This is a genomic window from Pseudarthrobacter sp. IC2-21, from assembly GCF_034048115.1.
GTDB lineage: Bacteria > Actinomycetota > Actinomycetes > Actinomycetales > Micrococcaceae > Arthrobacter > Arthrobacter naphthalenicus.
Genome location: NZ_CP139145.1, coordinates 1,334,355 through 1,355,697, shown reverse-complemented (window position 1 = coordinate 1,355,697; position 21,343 = coordinate 1,334,355). Strand labels below are relative to the sequence as shown.

At 67.5% G+C, this 21,343-nt stretch carries 17 protein-coding genes; 12 read left to right on the top strand and 5 right to left on the bottom strand.

The genetic code is table 11. The features are described 5' to 3' along the window. Positions 1-8: 8 nt before the first annotated feature. A complete protein-coding gene (locus SBP01_RS06215; protein WP_320537865.1) occupies positions 9-596 on the bottom strand; it encodes a hypothetical protein in 588 nt (195 codons plus the stop codon). A 162-nt stretch (positions 597-758) separates the two neighbouring features. On the opposite strand from SBP01_RS06215, the gene SBP01_RS06210 reads away from it, so the two are divergent. The 6 genes from SBP01_RS06210 to SBP01_RS06185 all read left to right on the top strand — a co-directional run bounded on the left by SBP01_RS06210 (position 759) and on the right by SBP01_RS06185 (position 7,900). Then, on the top strand, positions 759-1,427 hold the full coding sequence (locus SBP01_RS06210; protein WP_275212593.1) for a TetR/AcrR family transcriptional regulator: 669 nt from the start codon (positions 759-761) through the stop codon (positions 1,425-1,427). Position 1,428: 1 nt separating this feature from the next. Then, positions 1,429-3,954, top strand: coding sequence for an MMPL family transporter (locus SBP01_RS06205; protein WP_320537864.1), 2,526 nt, complete (start codon positions 1,429-1,431; stop codon positions 3,952-3,954). Positions 3,955-3,963: 9 nt separating this feature from the next. Further along, positions 3,964-4,632, top strand: coding sequence for a nucleoside triphosphate pyrophosphatase (locus SBP01_RS06200; RefSeq protein ID WP_320537863.1), 669 nt, complete (start codon positions 3,964-3,966; stop codon positions 4,630-4,632). 130 nt (positions 4,633-4,762) lie between these two features. Beyond that, positions 4,763-6,568 (top strand): acetyl/propionyl/methylcrotonyl-CoA carboxylase subunit alpha, encoded by a 1,806-nt coding sequence (locus tag SBP01_RS06195; protein WP_275212596.1) that lies wholly within the window; start codon positions 4,763-4,765, stop codon positions 6,566-6,568. 18 nt (positions 6,569-6,586) lie between these two features. After that, positions 6,587-7,039 (top strand): YybH family protein, encoded by a 453-nt coding sequence (locus tag SBP01_RS06190; RefSeq protein WP_275212598.1) that lies wholly within the window; start codon positions 6,587-6,589, stop codon positions 7,037-7,039. A gap of 129 nt (positions 7,040-7,168) precedes the next feature. Beyond that, positions 7,169-7,900, top strand: coding sequence for a glutamine amidotransferase (locus SBP01_RS06185; RefSeq protein ID WP_320537862.1), 732 nt, complete (start codon positions 7,169-7,171; stop codon positions 7,898-7,900). Positions 7,901-8,051: 151 nt separating this feature from the next. On the opposite strand, the gene SBP01_RS06180 is transcribed toward SBP01_RS06185, so the two are convergent. Next, positions 8,052-9,464 carry an MFS transporter gene (locus SBP01_RS06180; protein ID WP_275212601.1) on the bottom strand — a complete coding sequence of 471 codons (1,413 nt, stop codon included), beginning with the start codon at positions 9,462-9,464 and terminating at the stop codon, positions 8,052-8,054. A gap of 270 nt (positions 9,465-9,734) precedes the next feature. On the opposite strand from SBP01_RS06180, the gene SBP01_RS06175 reads away from it, so the two are divergent. The 4 genes from SBP01_RS06175 to SBP01_RS06160 all read left to right on the top strand — a co-directional run bounded on the left by SBP01_RS06175 (position 9,735) and on the right by SBP01_RS06160 (position 15,816). Next, the gene (locus SBP01_RS06175; protein WP_320537861.1) at positions 9,735-11,135 is read left to right on the top strand and encodes an MFS transporter; all 1,401 of its coding nucleotides are present in this window, start codon (positions 9,735-9,737) and stop codon (positions 11,133-11,135) included. 1 nt (position 11,136) lies between these two features. After that, positions 11,137-13,461 (top strand): molybdopterin oxidoreductase family protein, encoded by a 2,325-nt coding sequence (locus SBP01_RS06170; protein ID WP_320537860.1) that lies wholly within the window; start codon positions 11,137-11,139, stop codon positions 13,459-13,461. Continuing rightward, the gene (locus SBP01_RS06165) at positions 13,458-15,014 is read left to right on the top strand and encodes an FAD-dependent oxidoreductase (RefSeq protein ID WP_320537859.1); all 1,557 of its coding nucleotides are present in this window, start codon (positions 13,458-13,460) and stop codon (positions 15,012-15,014) included. Before SBP01_RS06170 ends, SBP01_RS06165 begins: the two co-directional genes overlap by 4 nt. A gap of 103 nt (positions 15,015-15,117) precedes the next feature. Next, positions 15,118-15,816 carry a hypothetical protein gene (locus SBP01_RS06160; protein ID WP_275212605.1) on the top strand — a complete coding sequence of 233 codons (699 nt, stop codon included), beginning with the start codon at positions 15,118-15,120 and terminating at the stop codon, positions 15,814-15,816. Positions 15,817-15,822: 6 nt separating this feature from the next. Here SBP01_RS06160 and SBP01_RS06155 read toward each other — a convergent pair whose 3' ends face one another. Continuing rightward, complete coding sequence (locus tag SBP01_RS06155) at positions 15,823-16,374, bottom strand: flavodoxin domain-containing protein (RefSeq protein WP_275212606.1); 552 nt, start codon at positions 16,372-16,374, stop codon at positions 15,823-15,825. 69 nt (positions 16,375-16,443) lie between these two features. Next, positions 16,444-17,862, bottom strand: a complete 1,419-nt coding sequence (locus SBP01_RS06150; protein WP_275212607.1) for an NAD(P)H-quinone dehydrogenase — start codon at positions 17,860-17,862, stop codon at positions 16,444-16,446. A gap of 117 nt (positions 17,863-17,979) precedes the next feature. On the opposite strand from SBP01_RS06150, the gene SBP01_RS06145 reads away from it, so the two are divergent. Together SBP01_RS06145 and SBP01_RS06140 are read left to right on the top strand one after the other, a co-directional pair. Further along, complete coding sequence (locus tag SBP01_RS06145) at positions 17,980-18,798, top strand: purine-nucleoside phosphorylase (RefSeq protein ID WP_320537858.1); 819 nt, start codon at positions 17,980-17,982, stop codon at positions 18,796-18,798. Between the two features lie 141 nt (positions 18,799-18,939). Beyond that, positions 18,940-20,703: a phospho-sugar mutase gene (locus tag SBP01_RS06140; RefSeq protein WP_275212610.1), complete on the top strand. Its 1,764-nt coding sequence runs from the start codon at positions 18,940-18,942 to the stop codon at positions 20,701-20,703. Between the two features lie 9 nt (positions 20,704-20,712). Here SBP01_RS06140 and nirD read toward each other — a convergent pair whose 3' ends face one another. Beyond that, complete coding sequence (gene nirD / locus SBP01_RS06135; protein WP_320537857.1) at positions 20,713-21,084, bottom strand: nitrite reductase small subunit NirD; 372 nt, start codon at positions 21,082-21,084, stop codon at positions 20,713-20,715. Between the last annotated feature and the right edge of the window lie 259 nt (positions 21,085-21,343).

The window sequence follows — 21,343 nt, the reverse complement described above, 5'->3', positions numbered from 1 at the left end:
GCCGCAGGTTAGCGCCCGCCCCCTCCAATGACTCCGTTCTGCACTGCCTTGGTGACAGCGTCCGCCTCGGCCTGGGTGAGCTTGCCGTCCGTCACGGCCTTGTCCAGGCGGGTCTTCAGCTCCGCGGCATGTTCCGTTTGTTCAGCGGCGCGCAACTCCTCCAGCGCGGCCGTGACCTTCGCATCGTCAATGCCCAGCGACGCTGCGAGCGACTTGGCAAGCTCGGCCTGCATCGCTGAGGGATCGGGCCGGGTTCCGTCAGCCGGCATACCCTTCTCCGTGCCGGCGGCGGGCTTGTTGGCGTCACGGAATGCCTTCAGGGCATCCGTCAGCTTGGTCTGGTCCACCCCGAGCTTCGTGGCCAGTTCAGCGGCATGGTCACCGCCCAGGCCAAAGCCGCCGTGACCGCCATGGCCACCCCGTCCACCTTGGCCGTCAGCCGGAGCCGTGCTGGTGCCGGCGTCCGCGGAAGTGCTGGAGCTGGGGGTGGGAGTGGGCGTTGTGGTTGCAGAGGCCATCCCGGCAACCCCGATTCCGGCTCCAAGAGCGAGGGCCGTGGCCGTCAGGCCCAGCGTGATTCTCCGAGTTCGTGCCATTTTGTTTCTCCTGCATCTGCCGTCCGCGGACGGCTGGGTTATGTTCTCCCTGGCGGGACTCCCCCAGTCTCCGGCCGCAAACTCTGGAGCAGCTGTTGGGAACCTTTCATCTTCCTGTGAATGAATTTGCGCGGCGTGCAAACTTGCACGTAGTGTAATTTTGTGACCGAAACCCTTTCACGGCGCGAACTCAACAAGGCCGCCACCCGCCAGGCCATCACCGATGCCGCCTTGACGCTTTTGCGCCGGCACGGTCCGGGAAACTTCACCGTGGAGGACATTGCGGAGATGGCGGGAATCTCCCGGCGGACCTTCTTCAACTACTTCGGCGGCATTGAGGCGGCGCTGGCCTCGGTGACGCACGGCTTCCTGGACAGCGCCCTGCAGCAATTCCGGCAGCGCCCCGCCGATGAGCCCATCCTCGAATCAGCGCGCGCGGCCCTCATGCAGCTGGCGGACCCGATGACCGTGGCACCCCTGGCCGAGCTGTTCACCCTGACCCAGGAGAACGCGCTCCTTTCCCGCTCAGAACTTGAGGCCTGGGATCACTGCACCGAGCAGATCATCAGCGCGGCACGGGAACGCTTCGCGGCAACTCCCGGTGCCGCCGTCGATGAGCTCTACCTGCGCGCCCTGGCCGGTGCCGTTATCTCCTGCGGCAAGGCGGCCATGGACGTCTGGTTCTCCCAGCGCGGCGCGGACCTGTCGCCTGCTTCCCTTGCCGTCCTCCGCCAGCTGCTGATTGACGCGATGGGCCACCTGGGCTCCGGCTTCGGCAGTCCTGCCGCCTCCGCTCCAACTACACCTACCCTCCTCAAAGAACGGCTCTGACATGGCCCTGCTGCTTTATCGCCTCGGCAAGTTCTCCTACCGCCACCGCTGGCTGGTCATCTCACTGTGGCTCGCGGCGCTGGTGGCCGTGGGCGGCTCCGCTGCCGCCTTCCACGGCACACTCTCCAACAACTTCCAGATTCCGGGCACCGAGACCCAGCGCATCGCGGACAAGTTGAAGCAGGAACTCCCCGCTGCCTCGGGCGGCTCCGCGAGCATCGTCTTCGAAGCCCCTGCAGGCGGCTTCACGGACCAAAGCCGCGCAGCAGTCACGGCTGCCCTCGCCAAACTCGGTGACCTCCCTGACGTCAAGGCCACCACGGACCCCTTCGCCACCCAGGCGCAGCTGGACCAGGCCGGGCAGGCCATCACCGATGGCGGGCAGCAACTTGCCACAGGCCAGGCGCAGCTGGACGCCTCACGCGCCCAGCTCGACGCCGGCGCAGCGCAGCTGAGCGCTGCGGAGCAGCAGCTGAAGGCGGCCGGGGCTCCCGCTGCCCTGATCGAGGCCCAGCTGGGACAGCAGAAAGCCGCGCTGGCGCAAGGCCAGGAACAGCTTGCCGCCGGCACCAAGGAACTCGACGCCGCCAAGGCGAAACTGGAACTCGGCAAGCGGCAGGCAGAGGCCTCACAGGGAATCCGCTTTGTCTCGGCGGACGGCCAGGCCGCAGTGGCCCAGGTCCAGTTCACCACCGCCATCAACGCCCTCACCCCCGCTGTCCGCCAGCAGGTGCAGGACATCGCGCATGAAACGTCGGCCGCCGGCGTCACCGCCCTGGCCAGCAAGGAAATCACCGAGGACATTTCCGAGCTGTTCGGCACCGCGGAAATCATTGGCATCGGCGTCGCGGCCCTGGTGCTGATCCTGATGCTTGGCACCCTGATCGCCGCCGGACTGCCGCTGCTGATGGCCATCATCGGCGTCGCCGTCGGCGTGGGCATCACCTTCGCCCTCTCGGGAGCGTTCAGCATGAGCTCCATCTCGCCCATGCTGGCCCTCATGCTTGGCCTGGCCGTGGGCATCGACTACTCCCTCTTCATCGTCAACCGGCACCGGACCCAGCTGCTCACCGGCATGGATCCCGAAGAGTCGGTGGCCCGCGCCACCGGAACCTCCGGCAATGCCGTGCTGTTTGCCGGGCTGACCGTCATCATCGCGCTGGCCGCCCTGGTGGTACCGGGCCTGCCCTTCCTGAGCGTCATGGGCCTGGCGGCAGCCGGAACCGTGGCCGTGGCCGTCCTGGTGGCCCTCTCGCTCACCCCGGCCATGCTCTCCCTGATCGGGCGGCGCATCATTTCCCGGCGGGCCTGGGCCAAAGCCGAAGCGCACAACGCCGAGGCAGGCCACGAGGCGGCCGACCAGGCCAAGGACGAGGCCAGGAGCAACCGCGGCTGGGGCGCCCTGGTCACCAGGCACCCCATCGTGGCGCTCGTCGCCGGCGTCCTCCTGCTGGGCACCCTGGCCCTGCCGGCCGCGCAGCTCCAGCTCGCCCTGCCCGACGGCGGCTCCGAACCGGTGGACTCCGAGGCCTACCAGGCCTACGACGTGACCGCCCGCAGCTTCGGCGAAGGCGTCACCGGCCCCATCGTGGTGGTCGGGGAATTCCCGGCCAACCTGGACGCCACCCAGGCCCAAAAGCTGCAGTACGACGTCGCCGACCGGATCCGCGGCGTGGACAATGTGGTGGCGGCCGTTCCGGTGGCGTTGAGCGAGGACCGCCGGACCGCCGTCTTCCAGGTCATCCCCCGGGAGGGTCCGGCCAAGGCCGGTACCGTGCAGGTGGTCAGTGAGCTCCGCGAACGCGGTGCACAGATCCAGGCCGAGACCGGAGTGGCCATCGGACTGACCGGCCAGACCGCCGGCAACATCGACGTCTCCACGAAACTTGGCGACGCCCTGCCGCCCTACCTGGCGATCGTCGTCGGACTTTCCCTGCTTCTGCTGCTGCTGGTGTTCCGCTCCATCGTGGTTCCCCTGCTGGCAACCGGCGGTTTCCTGCTCTCGCTCGCCGCCGCGTTCGGACTCGTGGTGGCCGTCTACCAGTGGGGCTGGCTGGGAACCGTGTTCGACGTCGCGAATCCCGGCGCCGTGCTGAGCTTCCTGCCGATCATCCTGATCGGTGTGCTGTTCGGCCTTGCCATGGACTACCAGGTGTTCATCGCCTCGGGCATGCGTGAGTCCTACATGCATGGCGCCCCGGCCAAAAAAGCGGTCCGGATCGGCTTTAGCCACGCCGGCGCCGTGGTGACGGCCGCCGCCATCATCATGGTCAGTGTGTTCGCCGGGTTCATCTTCAGCCACCTGACCATGGTCCGGCCCCTCGGTTTTGCCATGGCCTTCGGCGTGCTGCTTGACGCCTTTGTGGTCCGGATGACCATTGTGCCGGCCGTGATGTACCTGCTCGGCGAAAAGACCTGGTGGCTGCCCAAGTGGCTGGACCGGATCCTGCCGGACGTGGACGTGGAGGGCGCCCAGCTCGAACGCCGGGAAGCCGGGACGCAGCGGCTTGCGGAGCCGGTCCACTAGGCTGAATACGTGACCCGATTGATCCTGGCCTCCCAGTCCCCTGCCCGCACGAAACTCCTTGCCGACGCCGGGATTCAGCACTCTGTGCTGGTCTCGGACGTGGATGAGGACGCCGTCCAGGCCCGCTACGGCGTTACTGATCCGCACGATACCGCCCTGCTGCTTGCGCGGGCCAAGGCCGAGGCCGTGGCCGCGCTGCCGGAGGCGGAGGGCGCGCTGGTCATCGGCTGCGACTCGGTGTTCGAGTTCGACGGCGAGGCGCACGGCAAGCCGTACACCGCCGACGTCGCCCGTGCGCGGATGCTCCGGATGAGCGGGAACAGCGGGGTGCTGCACACCGGCCACTGGCTGGTGGACTGCCGCGCGGTTGCCGCCGGCAGCGGGGATGAAACGTCCGACGACGGCGGGGCGGCGCCGGGATCCGGCGCCACCCTCGGGGCGGTCACCTCCGCAGAGGTCCACTTCACGGACATGGAACCGGCGGAAATCGATGCCTACATCGCCACCGGTGAGCCGCTGCACTGCGCCGGTTCGTTCACCATTGACGGCTTCGGCGGGGCGTTTATCCGGAAGGTGGACGGGGACCCGCACACCGTCGTCGGACTTTCCATTTCGACGCTGCGGGCCTTGCTGGGTCAGGCACAGGTGCGCATCACCGATCTGTGGTCCGCGGAATAATTCGGCAAAATTCGGGGCGGCTTTGTAGGGACCCTACAAAGCCGCCCCCGTTTACGCGCGGAATCCGCAAGTAATATCGGCGGAACCCTCAAAATCGCGCTAGGCTCCCTGAAGGAAAGAAGGAGACGCCTTGTCAGCAATTTTGGAGCAGTCCGCAAGTCCCGTGCAGTCGAACCTCACCAAGGTGCTGATCGCCAACCGCGGCGAAATCGCAGTGCGGATCATCCGCGCGGCACGTGATGAAGGCATTGCCTCCGTGGCTGTCTACGCCGATCCGGACCGGGACGCCCTGCATGTCCGGCTCGCCGACGAGGCCTATTCCCTGGGCGGCACCACGGCTGCCGAGTCCTACCTGGTGATGGACAAAATCATCGACGTTGCCCGCCAGTCCGGCGCCGACGCCATCCACCCGGGCTACGGGTTCCTCGCCGAAAACGCGCAGTTCGCTGCCAAGGTCATCGAGGCCGGCATCACCTGGATCGGACCGGGCCCGGACGCCATCTCGGCCCTCGGAGACAAGGTCCAGGCCCGGCACATCGCCGAGAAGGTGGGCGCCCCCCAGGTTCCCGGCACCGCCGACCCTGTGCAGTCGGCCGAGGAAATCCTTGAGTTTGTGGACAAGTTCGGCCTGCCGGTGGCCATCAAGGCTGCCTTCGGCGGCGGCGGCCGCGGCATCAAAGTGGCCCGCACCCGCGAGGAAATCCCGGAACTGTTCGAGTCCGCGGTCCGCGAAGCCACCGCAGCCTTCGGCCGCGGCGAGTGCTTCATAGAACGCTTCCTGGACGCACCGCGCCACGTGGAAACCCAGTGCCTCGCCGACGCCCACGGCAACGTGGTGGTCATCTCCACCCGCGATTGCTCCCTGCAGCGCCGCAACCAGAAGCTCGTGGAAGAGGCTCCGGCCCCGTTCCTCACCGAGGAGCAGAACCGCCGGCTGTACGAATCATCCAAGGCCATTCTGAAGGAAGCCGGCTACCTCGGGGCAGGCACCTGCGAATTCCTGGTGGGCCAGGACGGCACCATCTCGTTCCTGGAGGTCAACACCCGCCTGCAGGTGGAGCACTGTGTCTCCGAAGAGGTCACCGGCATCGACCTGGTGCGCGAGCAGTTCCGCCTGGCCCGCGGCGAGGAACTGGGCTACGGAGACCCCGAAGTCCGCGGCCATTCCATCGAGTTCCGTATTACCGGCGAGGACCCGGGCCGGAACTTCATGCCCGCTCCGGGAACCATCACGGCCCTGAAGAACCCCACCGGCCCCGGCATCCGGATTGATTCCGGTGTGGAGCAGGGCGACATCATCAGCGGCAACTTCGACTCCATGCTCTCCAAGCTGATCGTCACCGGCGCCACCCGCGCCCAGGCTCTGCAGCGCTCACGCCGGGCCCTGGAGGAGATGGTGGTGGAAGGCATCCCCACCGTTATCCCCTTCGACCTGGCCGTGGTCACCAACCCGGACTTCGCTCCCGCCGAGGGCCCCTTCAAGATCCACACCCGCTGGATCGAAACCGAATTCGTCAATGATCTTCCCGCCTGGTCCCAGGACGGAACGCCAGCGCCCGAGGACGCCGGGGAACGCCAGCGCGTGGTGGTTGAGGTCGGCGGCAAGCGCCTCGAAGTGGTTCTGCCGGCCTCCCTCGGATCGCTCGGCACGGGCACCGTCGCGAAGGCCGGCAAGTCCAAGAAACGCCTCCGCTCAGGCGGGGCGGCAGCGGCAGCCACCGGCGATTCACTGACCTCCCCGATGCAGGGCACCATCGTCAAGGTGGCTGTGGCCAACGGCGACGTGGTGGTCGAAGGCGATCTGATTGTTGTGCTGGAAGCCATGAAGATGGAACAGCCCCTGACCGCACACCGTTCCGGGACCATCACGGGCCTGGGCGCCGCCGCCGGTGAAACGATCGCGGCGGGCGCCGTCATCGCCACCATCGAAGACTAGACGCGACCGAGGCACCCCATGCTTGCACCCAGTTTCGAAGAAGAAGTTGCCCGCTACCACCTCGCCGTTCCGGAGATCACCCGCGGCAACCCCGGGCCGGTCAAGGACCTGTATTCACGGCTCGACGACGTCACCCTGGCTAATCCTTTCGGCGGCATTGCCCGTGGCTGGGCGCAGGTCGAGGCACGCCTGGACCAGGCCTCCCGGCAGTTCCAGGACGGCGAGATGCTGGGCTTCGACACCATCACGTCCTACACCGCAAGGGACACCGCGTACCTGGTGGAGACCGAACACTTCCGGGCCCGCCTGGAGAGTGCCCCGCTCACCGAGGAGTTCGCGCTCCGGGTGACCAGTGTTTTCCGCCGCGAAGAAGGGTACTGGAAGCTGGTCCACCGGCACGCCGACCCGGCCGCACGCCCGCAGTCCCGGCGTTCCCTCGCCCAGCCCGCGGGTGAGCCCGCCGGCCACTGACAGCACCGTCCATCCCAACTGGGTAGCGCTATCTGTCGTTATGAGGGCCCAAAACGTCAGTTAGTGCTACTTACTTGGGGGTGGGGCGTGCTCTGGCGCTCAGCCGGGGGCCGCGGGCAGACTTAGCCTGTGAAGCCTTTCCTGCTCCTGGCCTCCCGGGCCGAAGATGCCGCCGCCGAGGACGAATACGCCGCGTACCTGCGTTACGGCGGACTGGCGCCTGAACAGCTCCACCGCATCCGGCTTGAGGCCGGTCCCCTGCCGGAGCTGGACCTGGCGGCATACTCCGGCGTGATTGTGGGCGGCAGCCCGTTCACGTCCAGCGATCCGGCCCATCAGAAAAGCGCCATCCAGCATCGCGTGGAGCGGGAGCTGGCCGGGCTGCTTGACCGGATCGTGGACCAGGACTTTCCGTTCCTCGGTGCGTGCTACGGGGTGGGGACGCTGGGAGCGCATCAGGGCGCGGTGATCGACAGGACGTTCGGCGAATCGCTGGGCGGCGTGGAGATCGAGCTGACGGACGCCGGCCTCGCGGATCCGGTGCTGCGCGGCATGCCGGCCAGGTTCACGGCCTTCACCGGCCACAAGGAGGCCTGCACCAGGCTCCCACCGCACGCGGTGCTGCTTGCGTCCTCCCAGGCCTGCCCGGTCCAGATGTTCCGGATCAAAGAGAATCTGTACGCCACCCAGTTCCATCCCGAACTGGACGTCCGGGGCCTGGTCACCCGGATCGACATCTACCGCCATGCGGGTTACTTTCCGCCGGAGTCCGCGGAGGACCTGATGGTGGCGGCCCAACACTTCACGGTGACCGAGCCCATGACCATCCTGAAGAACTTCGTCGCCCGCTACGCAAGCTGAGCCCGCCGGCGCGGGGTGGCGCCGCCGTCGTACGGTTCCCGCCCTGTTGGCCGCCCCGGGCACAGAAATGCCCGGCGCGCTTCCCGGAATGTCGGGGAGGCGCCGGGCAGTTCTGTCAGCAACCGGGCTGTGCGGAGCGGTCTCCGAAGCGTCAGGCCACGTTGTTCTCATAGTCGAGGTCGCGGGTTTCCTTGCTGACGAACAGCGCGAAGAGCGTCAGCACGGACATCACGGTGAGGTAGACGCCCACCAGCACGGGGCTGCCCTTGGCCAGTTCCCACAGCCAGACGGCGATGAACGGCGCCACGGCAGCACCAAGGATGCTTGAGACGTTATAGCTGATGGCCGAGCCCGTGTACCGCACGTTGGTGGGGAACAGTTCCGGCAGGATCGCCCCCATGGGCCCGAAGGTGAGGCCCATCAGGGAGAAGCCCAGGATCAGCAGGGCCATGGTGCCCACAAAGCCGCCGCTGAACAGCGGGACCCACAGCAGCCCGAAGACAAAGATGCCGGCAGTCACTGACAGCAGCATCTTGCGGCGGCCGTACTTTTCGGCGAGCGGCCCTGACACCAGGGTGAAGATGCCGAAGAACACGACGCCGGCAATCAGCATCCAGAGGAAGTCGTTGCGGGAGTAGCCGAGGCCGGGAACGAACGCGGCGGCTGCTGCCTCGGTCATCGGCTTGCCGGCCTTCTCGGCTGCGGCCTTGGCGGAATCCAGGGTGGCGGCGCGCGTGCCGTAGGTCAGGGTGAAGGTGGTCATCAGGTAGAAGAGCACGTAGGTGGCGAGCATGATGAAGGTGCCCAGGATCAGCGGACGCCAGCTGGTCTTGAAGACGCGGGCCAGGGGCAGCTTGGCCACCTCTTTGGATTCGAGCACCTTGGTGAAGGCCGGGGTCTCGATCAGTTTGAGGCGGACCCAGAGGCCGATGATGACCATCACGGCGCTGAGCAGGAACGGCACCCGCCAGCCCCAGTCCATGAAGGCCTGCGGAGACAGGGTGTAGCTGGCAACCAGGAAGATCACGTTCGCAATGATGAAGCCGATGGGTGCACCCAGCTGCGGGAACGTGCCGTAAATGGCGCGCTTGTTGGCGGGTGCGTTCTCGGTGGCCAGCAGCGCAGCGCCGCTCCACTCGCCGCCGAGGGCGAGGCCCTGGAAGAACCGCATCACAACCAGGAGGGCCGGAGCCCAGAATTCCCAGCCGTCCACCTTGGCCGTGGGCAGGCAGCCGATCAGGAAGGTGGCGATGCCCATGGTCAGCAGCGAGGCCACCAGGGTGCCCTTGCGGCCGAACTTGTCACCGAAGTGGCCAAACACAATGGACCCCAGCGGACGGGCCACGAACGCCACACCGAATACCGCGAAGGAGCTCAGGAGCTGGGTGGTCTCGTTCTGGTTGGGGAAGAACAGTGCCGGGAACACCAGCACGGCGGCGGTGGCGTAGACGTAGAAGTCGTAGAACTCCACGGTGGTGCCGATCAGGCTGGCCACGATCACGCGCCCGCGCGAATTCACAGCCTTGGCCGAGCCTGGCTCCGCGGTGGTTGGGTTGGATGACATTTGAACACCTTCACAAAAAACGGCCTGGCGTGGTGCGGCCAGGCCTGCAGTAGTTAGAGTTCAATATTAGTTCCCGCAGTCCATTGAATGGACAAGCATTCCAACATATGGACATGTGGGCTTCGTCTCACCTGCTGGTCCCCGTTCCCGCCTCACACCTCTTTGCGGAGGCGGATAGGCAAATGTCACAGCGCGTTAACACCGCACGACCGTCCGCGAAATGCGCCGTCCTTAGCGTGGAAGAACAACATTCCCCAAGGAGGCACGCCCGTGACTGCTGACCGCACCGCAGATATCCCCACTACCCGCACCGCAGCCGCCCCGGCTCTGGACTTCCTTCCCGGCCGCTGGATCGCCAACTGGGACGCCGAAAACAAAGAGCAGTGGGAGGCCACCGGACGCACCATTGCCCGGCGCAACCTGAACTGGTCCATCTTCGCCGAGTTCCTCGGTTTTGTGGTCTGGCAGCTCTGGTCCATCGTGGTGGTCCAACTTCCGGCAGCAGGCTTCACCTTCACCACGTCCGAAATCTTCTGGCTGATCTCGATGCCCAGCCTCGTCGGGGCCACGCTCCGGATCCCCTATACGTTTATGGTTCCCCGCTTCGGCGGACGCAACTGGACCATCGTGTCCGCCCTGTTGCTCCTGATCCCCGCCATCGGCCTGGGACTCTGCGTCGCCAACCCGGGGACCCCGTTCGGGGTGATGCTCCTGGTGGCTGCCCTGGCCGGTTTCGGCGGTGGAAACTTCGCCAGCTCCATGGCCAACATCACGTTCTTCTACCCGGCCCGTGAAAAGGGCTGGGCGCTGGGCCTGAACGCCGCCGGCGGCAACATGGGTGCCGCCGTCGCCCAGCTCGCCGTGCCCATCGTCATCACCCTGCTGGCCGCCGGGACGGTCAACCTGCCGCTGGCCGGCTGGATGTGGGTCCCGTTCATCCTCCTGGCCGCGTACGGCGCCTTCAAGTACATGAACAACCTCACCAGCGCCAAGGGTGACGTGGCCGGTTCGGTCGCCGCGCTGAAGGAACCGCACCTGTGGATCATGGCCCTGCTGTACATCGGCACCTTCGGTTCGTTCATCGGATTTGCCGGCGTCTTCCCGAAACTCATTAAGGACTACTTCCCGGCCTTCTCCTCCATCGGCGTCGGCACCGTGGCACTCTCCCTGGCCTTCCTCGGCCCGCTGGTCGGTTCCCTGGCCCGTCCCTACGGCGGCCGGATGGCTGACCGGATGGGCGGCGCCCGGATGACCGTGGCCGCGTTCGCTTCCATGGCCGTTATTACCCTGACCATGATCTGGACCCTGCCGCTGAAGAACTTCTGGCTCTTCCTGGTCCTGTTCCTGATGCTCTTCACCGCCAGCGGCTTCGGAAACGGCGCCACCTACCGCATGATCCCGGTCATCTTCGCCACCTCCAGCCGCGCCGCCCGGAACGGCGCCGACCCGGTGGCCACCCAGCGGCTCGCTTCGTCGGCCCTCGGGCTCATCTCGGCCATCGGCGCCTATGGCGGGTTCGTGATCCCGCAGGTGCTGAACGCCTCCAACACAGCCAGCGGCTCCTACACCCCGGCGTTCTACGGATTCGTCGGCGCCTACGTCCTGATGCTGGCTGTCTGCTGGTTCTGCTACATCCGCAACGCCAACCGAAATGCGATGGGACACGTCTAGCATGACCAACAGCGCCGACACGCACTGCCCTTACTGCGCCCTGCAGTGCGCCATGACGCTCACGTCACCCGTCAGCCCGGCCCCGGCTTCCGAGCCGGGACCGGGCGCGGCGCCCGTGGCCGTGCCCGTGCCCGTGGCTGTGGCCCTGCCCGTGCCCCTGCCCGCCGAGACTCCTGCGCCGGCCACCGCGGATGCCCCCCTGCTGGAGGTGGCCGGACGCGACTTCCCCACCAACCGCGGGGGCCTGTGCCGGAAGGGCTGGACCTCTGCCACGCTCCTGAACCACCCCGGACGCGTCACCGAACCGCTCCTCAAGGGCGCCGACGGCATCCACCGCCCCATCGGCTGGGACCAGGCCCTGGCACTGGTCACCACCGCGGTCAAGGACACCCAGGCACGCTACGGAAGGGACGCCGTCGGCGTTTTCGGCGGTGGCGGCCTCACCAACGAGAAGGCCTACATGCTGGGCAAGTTCGCACGGCTGGCCCTTGGTACCTCGCGCATCGACTACAACGGCCGGTTCTGCATGTCCTCGGCAGCGGCGGCCGGAATGCGGGCGTTCGGCGTTGACCGCGGATTGCCCTTCCCCCTCGCGGATCTGGACAACGCCAGCACCATCCTGATCCTGGGCTCCAACGTCGCCGAAACCATGCCGCCGTTTGTGCAGCACCTCCAGGGCGCCCGCAATGCCGGCGGGCTGATTGTGGTGGATCCCCGCCGGTCAGCCACGGCAAAGTTCACGGCCGACGGCGGCGGCCTGCACCTGCAGCCCCTGCCGGGCACCGATCTCACCCTCCTGCTGGGCCTCGCGCACGTGATCATCCACGAAAGCCTCGCCGACCAGGACTTCATCGCGGCACGCACCACCGGCTACGACGCCGTGGTCCGCAGCGTCAACGCCTTCTGGCCCGAGCGGGTCCAGTCCCTCACCGGCGTCCCGGCGGACCTCATCCGGGAAACTGCCCGCCGGCTCGCCGACGGCGCCCAAAAGGGCGGCAGCTACATCCTCACCGGCCGCGGCGTGGAACAGCATATTGACGGAACAGACACCGCCACCGCCGCCATCAACCTCAGCCTCCTCCTCGGCCTGCCCGGGTCGGCACGCAGCGGCTACGGGACCCTCACCGGCCAGGGCAACGGCCAGGGCGGCCGCGAACACGGCCAGAAGGCCGACCAGCTCCCCGGCTACCGCAAGATCACCGACCCCGCGGCGCGTGCGCACGTGGCCGGGGTGTGGGGCGTGCCCGAATCGCTGATTCCCGGCCCCGGCCTGCCCGCCGTCCAGCTGCTGAAGTCGCTGGGACAGCCCGACGGCGTCCGCTGCCTGTTCGTGCATGCCTCCAACATCGCGGTGGCCTCCCCCGACGCGAACGCCGTCATCGCCGGGCTCCGGAGCCTGGACTTCCTGGTGGTGTGCGACTTCTTTAGGTCCGAGACCGCCGCCGAGGCGGACCTCATCCTGCCCGTGCTGCAGTGGGCCGAGGAAGAGGGCACGCTGACCAACCTCGAGGGACGGGTCCTGCGCCGCCGCCGGGCCATCCAGCCGCCGGCCGGGGCCCGCAGCGAGCTGTGGATCATGGCCCGGCTGGCCGAAGCGCTGGATGCCCCCTCCACCTACAGCGAGGACCCGGAAACGGTGTTCGAGGAGCTGCGGCTCGCCTCCGCCGGCGGCCTGGCGGACTATTCGGGCATCGACTACGCGATGCTGGACCGGGGTGAGGCCGCCTACTGGCCGTACCCCGCGGGCAGCACCGGCACGCCGCGGCTCTTCCTGGATGCCTTTGCGCACCCCGACGGGAAGGCGGTCATGACGCCGGTGACGCCGCGCCGCCGTCGTGCGCCTGCCGGTACCCCCAGCCGGGACAGCACAGCCCCGGCAGCCACCACCCTGACCCTCATCACCGGCCGTCTCCTGGAGCACTACCAGTCCGGCGCCCAGACCCGGCGGGTGGCAGAACTCCTGGCCGCCCGGCCGGAAGCCACAGTCCAGATCCACCCCGCCGCCGCGGCCGCCATGGGCATCACCGAGGGCGCCTTTGTTTCCGTGGCCAACGAGCGTGGCGAAGTGATCTGCCGGGCGGAACTCAGCACCGCCATCCGCCCGGAGACCGTGTTCCTGCCGTTCCACTTCCCGGAACTCGGCAGTGCCAACCGCCTGACCGAGGCGGCCACTGATCCCGTGTCGGGGATGCCGGAATTCAAGTTCAACAAGGTCCGGGTCCGGGCTGCGGCACCCGGCGACCTTCAGCGAAGCGACCTTGAGCGAAACGAACTTCGGCGAAGCGACCGTCAGCACAGCGTTCTTCAACCAGCGGAGGCCTCATGAGCGAGCAGATTGTCATTGTCGGTTTCGGCCCCGTGGCAGGCCGCCTGATCGACGAACTCCTGCCCGCGGTCCGGGACGGGCACGTGCGCCTGACTGTGGTGGGCGAGGAAGCGGAGGCTGCGTACAACCGTGTCCTCGTCGCTGACCTGGGCGTGGGGCGCACCACCGCGGATGCCCTGGCACTGTCCGATGCAGCCGCCCTGATTGCCGAGGGCGTGGACGTGCGCCTGGGCGTGCGGGTCCGCAGGGTGGACCGGGCACGCCAACAGGTGATCCTCACGGACGGCACCACCGCCCCCTACGAGCGCCTCGTCTTCGCCACAGGTTCCCGGCCCGTCATTCCGAACCTCACCGGCATCAACCCGGACCCCACCTCCCCGGTCCTGCCAGCCGGGGTCACCGCGCTCCGGGACCTGCGCGACGCTTCGGTTTTGCGCGCAGCGGTCGACGGCGGCAAACGGGTGGTGGTGCTCGGCGGCGGCGTCCTGGGTCTTGAGACGGCCCTCGCCGCGGCGGAGGAGGGCGCCACCGTGACGGTGGTCCACAACGGCCCGCATCCACTGGGCCGCAACATCGACCGCGGCGGGGGTGCCGTCCTCGCGGCCAGCCTGCGCCGGTGCGGCGTGCGGATGGCCGGCAACGCCCGCTCCACGGGTGTGGAGCACAACGCGCCCCACGGCGGGTTCTCGGCGCTGCTGCTTGAGGACGGTTCCGCGATCGACGGCGACCTCCTGGTCCTCTCATGCGGCGTCCGGCCACGGACCGAGCTGGCCGAGGGCTGCGGCCTGTCCACCGGCATGGGAATCCTGGTGGACCACCGGCTCCGCGCCCACCACGAACCCCACATCTTCGCCATCGGCGACTGCGCCGAGGTGCGCTGCCCCGACCCCGCCTGCAGTGAGTGCCGCACAGCGACGGGCCCGTCCGGACTGGTGGGACCCGGCTGGCGGCAGGCCGACTGGCTGGCCGAATACCTGACCCTGCTGGCCACCGGCACGCAAGCCGACGCTGACGCACTGGTGGAACTGCCCCGGGAACAGGCCGGCGTGATTGTGCTGAAGGCCCGCGGCCTGACCATGGCCGTGGCCGGGGACAACGCGGCCGATCCGTGGGACGAGGACGCCCTGACCGCCGGCGCCGTCAACGGCCGCCCGCGCCTGCAGATCGCCCAGTGGGCAGACCCGGAGCACGGCCGCTACGTCAAAATAACCACGCGAGGCGGAGTACTCGAAGGCCTGGTGGCGGTGGGCATGCCGCGATCGGCCGCCGAACTGGTCAGCCTCTTCGAACGGGGGGCCGAGCTGCCGGCGGACAGGTCCCTGTTGCTGCGGCTGGACGGGCCGGAGCAGTTGGCTTCCGGACCTGCCGACCCCGCAGGGACGGTGTGCCGGTGCGCCGGGGTCAGCGGGACCAGGATCCAGGGCGCCGTGGAGGGCGGCTGCTCCACGGTGGCCGACGTAGCCAAGGCGACCCGCGCCGGCACCGGCTGCGGCGGTTGCCATGATGACATCAAGGGACTCATCGAACAACACTTCCAGGCAGCTCCCGCCTGAGGTGCGCTGAAGACGGGGAGGCCGGGTATGTGCATACCCCAACGCGGACATGGGCGCGTAACAGGAATCGTGCGTGCTGCCGCCTGCCGGTAGCATCGGGGCCATGAATGCCGACGACGAAGACGACATCACCGAAGAACTGCTGGCCGACGCAGTCAAACTGACCGGGCTGAGCCTGGAACTGCTGGGCCTCGATCCCCACCCCGATGACATGACCCCGGAACAGCGGCTCCTTTTCGACCCGGAAGACCTGGCTGAAATGGCAGCTGTCCCGGCCGACGGTCGGCAAGAAGCTATGAGCCGGACCCGCCTCCTGGCCGGCCTCCTCTGGAACTCGTCGGGTATTCTCCTTGACCAACTATTTCGCGATCTCGAGGCGCTGGGCCGGCCGGATGCCGTTACTGCGTCCGGCATCGCCAAGTCCTACGTGCTGTCCTCGCTGCCGCCGCAGTTCGCGTCCAGTTACGACGCCGGGTTCACGCGGAAGTTCATTGTCGTCGCCGCCGACGTCGCTGTCTCCCTCGGCCGCGGGTGGACCTCCCCCGGCTGCATCGCGGCCGAACTGGCCGTCCGCTGCCTGCTCGACCAGGCGGAAATCACCGAAGACATTTACGAGCTGGACCTGCCGGAGGACTGGCGCGCCCAGGTTGAGGAGGTCCTGCTGGAGGACGCCGAATGCCACGCGCTGTACACCGAGCCGGACACAGGCGGCAGCCCGGAAGCCGACGCGGGCCTCGGCTTCGAGCAGTGGTTCACACCGTTTGCACCCGGAGACGTCGTCCCCGCCTTTGCGCGATCCTAAACCGCCCTATGACCGGTCCTCAGCGGACCCTTCAGGCAGTGCCGACAGGAAGTCCTCGGTGAAGCGTTTCACGCCGTCCCACTCCGTGTAGACGTAGTCGCGGGACGTATCCAGGTCCGTGGACCCCTTGTCCTTGGTGATCTTCTTCATGAGCTGGCGTTTGAGGAAGTTGTACTGCGTATAGAGCAGCGCGCCCGGAAAGATCCCGACGTGGGCGGGATGCCAGCCCGACTGCTCTTCGAATTCGGCCACGTAACCTTCTGCGCTGTGTTCGTCGCCGTGGGCGGCCAGGCTGACCGAGATCAGGGCTGAGGGCAGGCGTTCGAGATCGTCCCGGTTCCTGCGGGCAAAGTCGACCACGAAGCCCTCGTGCTTCCCCATGTGGACCGACGCCGCAACGATCACGGCGTCCTGCCCCGCCGGAATCCTGTCGCCGGAGTGTTTGAGGTCCACGGTTTCCGCTTCGTGCCCGTTTGCCCGGACGACATCGGCAACGTACTCCACAATGTGGGCGGTCTGTCCTTCAACGCTCCCGTAGGGGATATAGATCTTGGCCATGCTCCAGTGTGCGCGCGCGGTTCCGGGCGCAAGTAGGGCCGAACGTCCCCGGCCGGCACCTGCCCGGAGCTACATGTGGACGTGCAGCCGCCGCGCCGCTTCGGAGATGGAGCCGCTCAGTGACGGATAGACGGTGAAGGTGCTCGCGACATCGTCCACGTGCAGCTTGTGGGTCACGGCAAGGGCGATGGCGAAGATCAGCTCGGAGGCGTTCGGCCCCACCACCACGCCGCCGATGACGGTGCCTGATCCCTTGCGCGCAAAGATCTTGACGAAGCCGTCCTTGGCGTTACGCATCTTGGCGCGGGCGTTGCTCTTCAGCGACAGCTTGATGATGTCCGCCTGGTATTTGCCGGACTGGATGTCCGCCTCGGACACACCCACCGAGGCGATCTCGGGCGAGGTGAAGATGTTGGACGCCACCTGATGGAGCTTGAGCGGCATCACGGCGTCGCCCAGGAAGTGCGCAATCGCGATCCGTCCCTGCATCGCTGCCACCGATGCCAGGGCCAGCACGCCGGTGCAGTCTCCGGCGGCGTAAATGTTCGGCGCGGTGGTGCGGGAAACCCCGTCCACCTTGATGTGGCCGCTTTCGGTCAGGGCCACGCCGGCTTCTTCCAGGCCGATGCCCGCGGTATTGGGGATCGAACCGACGGCCACGAGACAGTGGCTGCCCGCCACCGTGGAGCCGTCACCCAGAGTGACCACCACGCCCTCCTCTGTCCGCTCCACGGTTTCGGCGCGGGAACGGGACAGCACGCGCACGCCGCGGCGCTCGAACACTTCCTCCAGCACCACGGCGGCGTCGGTGTCGGAGCCCGGCAGCACGCGATCACGGCTGGAAATCAGGGTCACCTTGGATCCGAGGCCGTTGTAGGCGGAGGCGAATTCGGCACCGGTCACGCCGGATCCCACCACAATCAGTTCCTCGGGAAGCTCATCGAGGTTGTAGATCTGCGCCCAGTTCAGGATGCGTTGGCCGTCGGGCCGGGCCGTGGGCAGCTCCCGGGGATGCGCGCCCACCGCGAGCAGGATGGTGTCCGCCTCCACGGTCCGGGTGCCGTCCGCCGTCAGGACTTCGATGGTGTGGCTGTCCAGGAGCTTGCCGGATCCGATCAGGATGCGGATGTTCTGGTGCTGTTCCAGCCCGCCGGTGATGTCACGGGACTGCTGCCGGGCCAGGCCCAGAAGACGGTCGTTGATGTGCTTGAGGTCAGCGCGCATAACGGGCACAAAGTCGCCGCCGTCGACGTCGAACTTGACTCCCAGCTCTCCCGCCTCGCCGACGCGGGTCATCAGATCCGCCGTCGCGATCAGCGTTTTGGAAGGGACGACGTCGGTGAGCACCGCCGAGCCGCCGAGCCCGGCACGTTCGATGATGGTGACCTGCGCCCCCAGGGAGGCTGCGACCATGGCGGCTTCGTATCCGCCGGGGCCACCTCCCAGGATTGCGATCCGGGGTGAGCTGAAATCAGGATGCGTAGTCACAATCAACCATTATCTCCCCAATCGCGCCGGGACATCAATTAAATGCCCGATTCATGGGGCGCATCACCGCCCGGAGTGACGGTGTGCACAACGGGGGCGGCACGATAGTTTGTACCAGTGAGTAATACAGACTTCCTGAACATGGACCCCTTCGACGCCGCACGCGAGGCCGCTGAGTACATTGCCGAGAAGACCGGGGTGGCCAATCACGACGTCGCGCTGGTCCTCGGATCGGGCTGGGCCGAGGCTGCCGACCTGATCGGCGAGACCACCGCCACGCTGGGCGCGGACGCGGTCCCGGGCTTCCATGCCCCGGCCGTGGTGGGCCACGTGGGCACCATCCGCTCGGTGCTGACCAGGGAAGGCAAACGCGCGCTGGTCCTGGGCGCCCGGACGCATTACTACGAAGGCAAGGGCGTCCGTGCCGTGGTCCACGGCATCCGTGCGGCAGCCGCGGCGGGCTGCAAGACCCTGGTCCTCACCAACGGCTGCGGCGGCATCAACGAAAGCTGGACCCCTGGCACTCCGGTCCTCATCAAAGATCACATCAACCTCACCGGCACGTCCCCGCTTGAGGGCGCAACCTTCGTTGACCTGACAGACCTTTACAGCTCCCGCATCCGGGACCTCGCCCGCGAAGTGGACTCATCACTGGATGAAGGCGTCTACGTCCAGTTCTCCGGGCCGCACTACGAAACCCCGGCCGAAGTGCAGTACGCCAAGCGGATCGGAGGGGACCTGGTGGGTATGTCCACCGCGCTGGAGGCCATCGCGGGCCGGCATGCGGGCATGGAAGTGTTCGGCATCTCCCTGGTGACCAACCTCGCTGCCGGCATCAGCCCCATGCCGCTGAGCCACCAGGAAGTGCTCGAGTCGGGCCAGGAAGCCGGGCCGCGCATCTCCAAGCTGCTGGCCGGGATCATCGCAAAACTCTAGGACAACGCGGGGTCACTTATCGCTCAATCCTGGCCCTTTTTCGGGCATTATGTGACCCCGCGTTGGTTTGCTGGTCCGGTTTCCGCCGTCACCGGCGAGTGTCCGGGACCGTTCCGCGGGCAATGACGATAGCGTGGACCCATGACGTCCACCGATGCCGCCTCCTTGTTCAGCCAAGCCCGGGAATGGGCGGCCCAAGATCCGGATCCCGCCACTGCTGCCGCGCTCACAGAGCTGCTGCAGCTCGCGGAGGACGGTTCTCCCGCCGCCAACCAGGAACTCGCCGACAGCTTCAGCGGCACCCTGCAGTTCGGCACCGCTGGCCTCCGCGCCGCCCTCGGACCCGGGCCCAACCGGATGAACCGCGTGGTGGTGCGCCGTGCCGCCGCCGGCCTCGCGGCCTTCCTGACCGGCGCCGTCGGTGAGGCGGCGCCCGGAACCCGGCCCCGCGCCGTCGTCGGCTATGACGCCCGCCATAACTCGGACATCTTCGCCGAGGAAACGGCAGCCATTTTCACAGCCGCCGGGATTGAGGCCTTCCTGCTGCCGGCCGCACTGCCCACTCCCCTGCTCGCGTTCGCCGTCCGCGCCCTCGATTGCGACGGCGGCGTCATGGTCACCGCCAGCCACAACCCCCCGCAGGACAACGGCTACAAGGTGTACCTGGGGCGGCACGCCGTGGAGGAGAGCGGGCGCGGGGCACAGATCGTGGCGCCTTACGACGCCAGAATCGCCTCGCGGATTGCGTCGGTAGGAACGCTGGAAACCATCGCCCTCGCCGCGGACGGCTGGACGGTGCTGGACCCATCCCTGGCCGCCGACTATGAAAACGCGGTGGCGGCACTCGCCGATCCTGCCCGTTTCCCGTCGCGCGAGCTGCGCATTGTCCTGACCCCCATGCACGGCGTGGGCGGCGAAACAGCCGTGGCAGTACTGAAGGAGGCCGGCTTCGCGGACGTGACCCTGGTGGCTGAACAGGCCGCACCGGATCCGGATTTCCCCACCGTGAGCTTTCCCAACCCTGAGGAGCCCGGCGCCCTCGACCTGGCACTCGAGACCGCCGCGCGCCTGGACGCCGACCTTGTAATCGCCAACGATCCGGACGCCGACCGGGCCGCCGTGGCCGCGGTGGACCCGGACACCGGCACCTGGCGCATGCTGCGCGGGGATGAGGTGGGGGCGTTGCTGGGGGCCCACATCGTGGCGCGCCTGGCCGAGGGTGAGGACGAAACGCCCGACGGCGGCGACAGAGCGGGTGCCCGTGCCGGCGTGTTCGCCAATTCCATTGTGTCCTCGCGGCTGCTCTCCCGCATCGCCGCGGCGGCCGGCTACGCGCATGAGGAAACACTGACAGGCTTCAAGTGGATTTCCCGGGTACCCGGGCTCCTGTACGGCTACGAGGAAGCCTTGGGCTACTGCGTGGCACCTGACCTGGTCCGGGACAAGGACGGCATCTCGGCCGCGGTGCTCATCGCCGAGATGGCCGCCGCCGCCAAAGCTGCCGGCAAGACCATCTTCGACACCCTGGACGAGCTCTACCTGCAGCATGGGCTGCACGCCAGCGATCAGCTGAGTATCCGGGTGGCGGACCTTGGGCTGCTGGATGCCATGATGAACCGCCTGCGCGTCAGCCCGCCCGAGTCGTTCGGATCATCCGCCGTGGAGGCGTTTGCGGACCTGGCCGAAGGCAGTGAACACCTGCCGCCCACGGACGGCCTGCTGTACCTGACCCGTGACCAGACCCGGGTGATCATCCGGCCCAGCGGCACCGAACCCAAGCTCAAGTGCTACCTGGAAGTCCTCCGCCCGGTGGAGTCGGCAGCCGAGCTTCCGGAGGCCCGGCAGGCCGCCCGGCTCACCCTGGATGCGGTGGTCTGCGACGTCCGCGAGGCCCTCGGGCTTTAGCGGGCCGGCCTAGGCTTCGACCTCGACGAACCCGTCGGCAATGCGGGTCCGGAACGTTTCCAGGCGCACCGCCGCAGTACCAAAGCATTCGCCGGTTTCAAGGTCGTAAACCTCCTTGTGCAGCGGCGACACGATGGTCGGCCTGGTGCCGCGGGATCCCAGGATGCCGCGGGCCATCACGTGGGCACCGGTGGCCGGGTCCTGGTGTGCCACCGCAAAAACCTCGCTGGGGCCGGTCCTGAAGAGAGCCACCTGGCGGCCGGCGATGAGTGCCGCCTCGCCCCAGGCAGGCTCAAGCTCCGCCACGGCGCAAACCCGGTGCCAGCCGGCAGCGATCTCAGTGGTGTCGGCGAGTGCGCCTAATTCCAGTGTTGCCGTCATAACCGGTCCAACTCCCCGTGCTCGTCTGTCGTGTTCCCGGGCCACTTTTGTGAGCCCGTCATGACCTTCGTGGCCGTACTAACAACGGCCGTCCAAACAATGTAGGCACCGGGTGTTTCAGCGGCGTGCAGTGAATGTGTCCGGGGAGTAAAAGAGAACTCACCCGGCCGGAAATGCGTTCGTGATGCAGAAGTTAAGCCTACGAAACAATCGGGAAACTGAAGCGAAACTGCGTCTCCGTAGTCTGAACGGACACCTC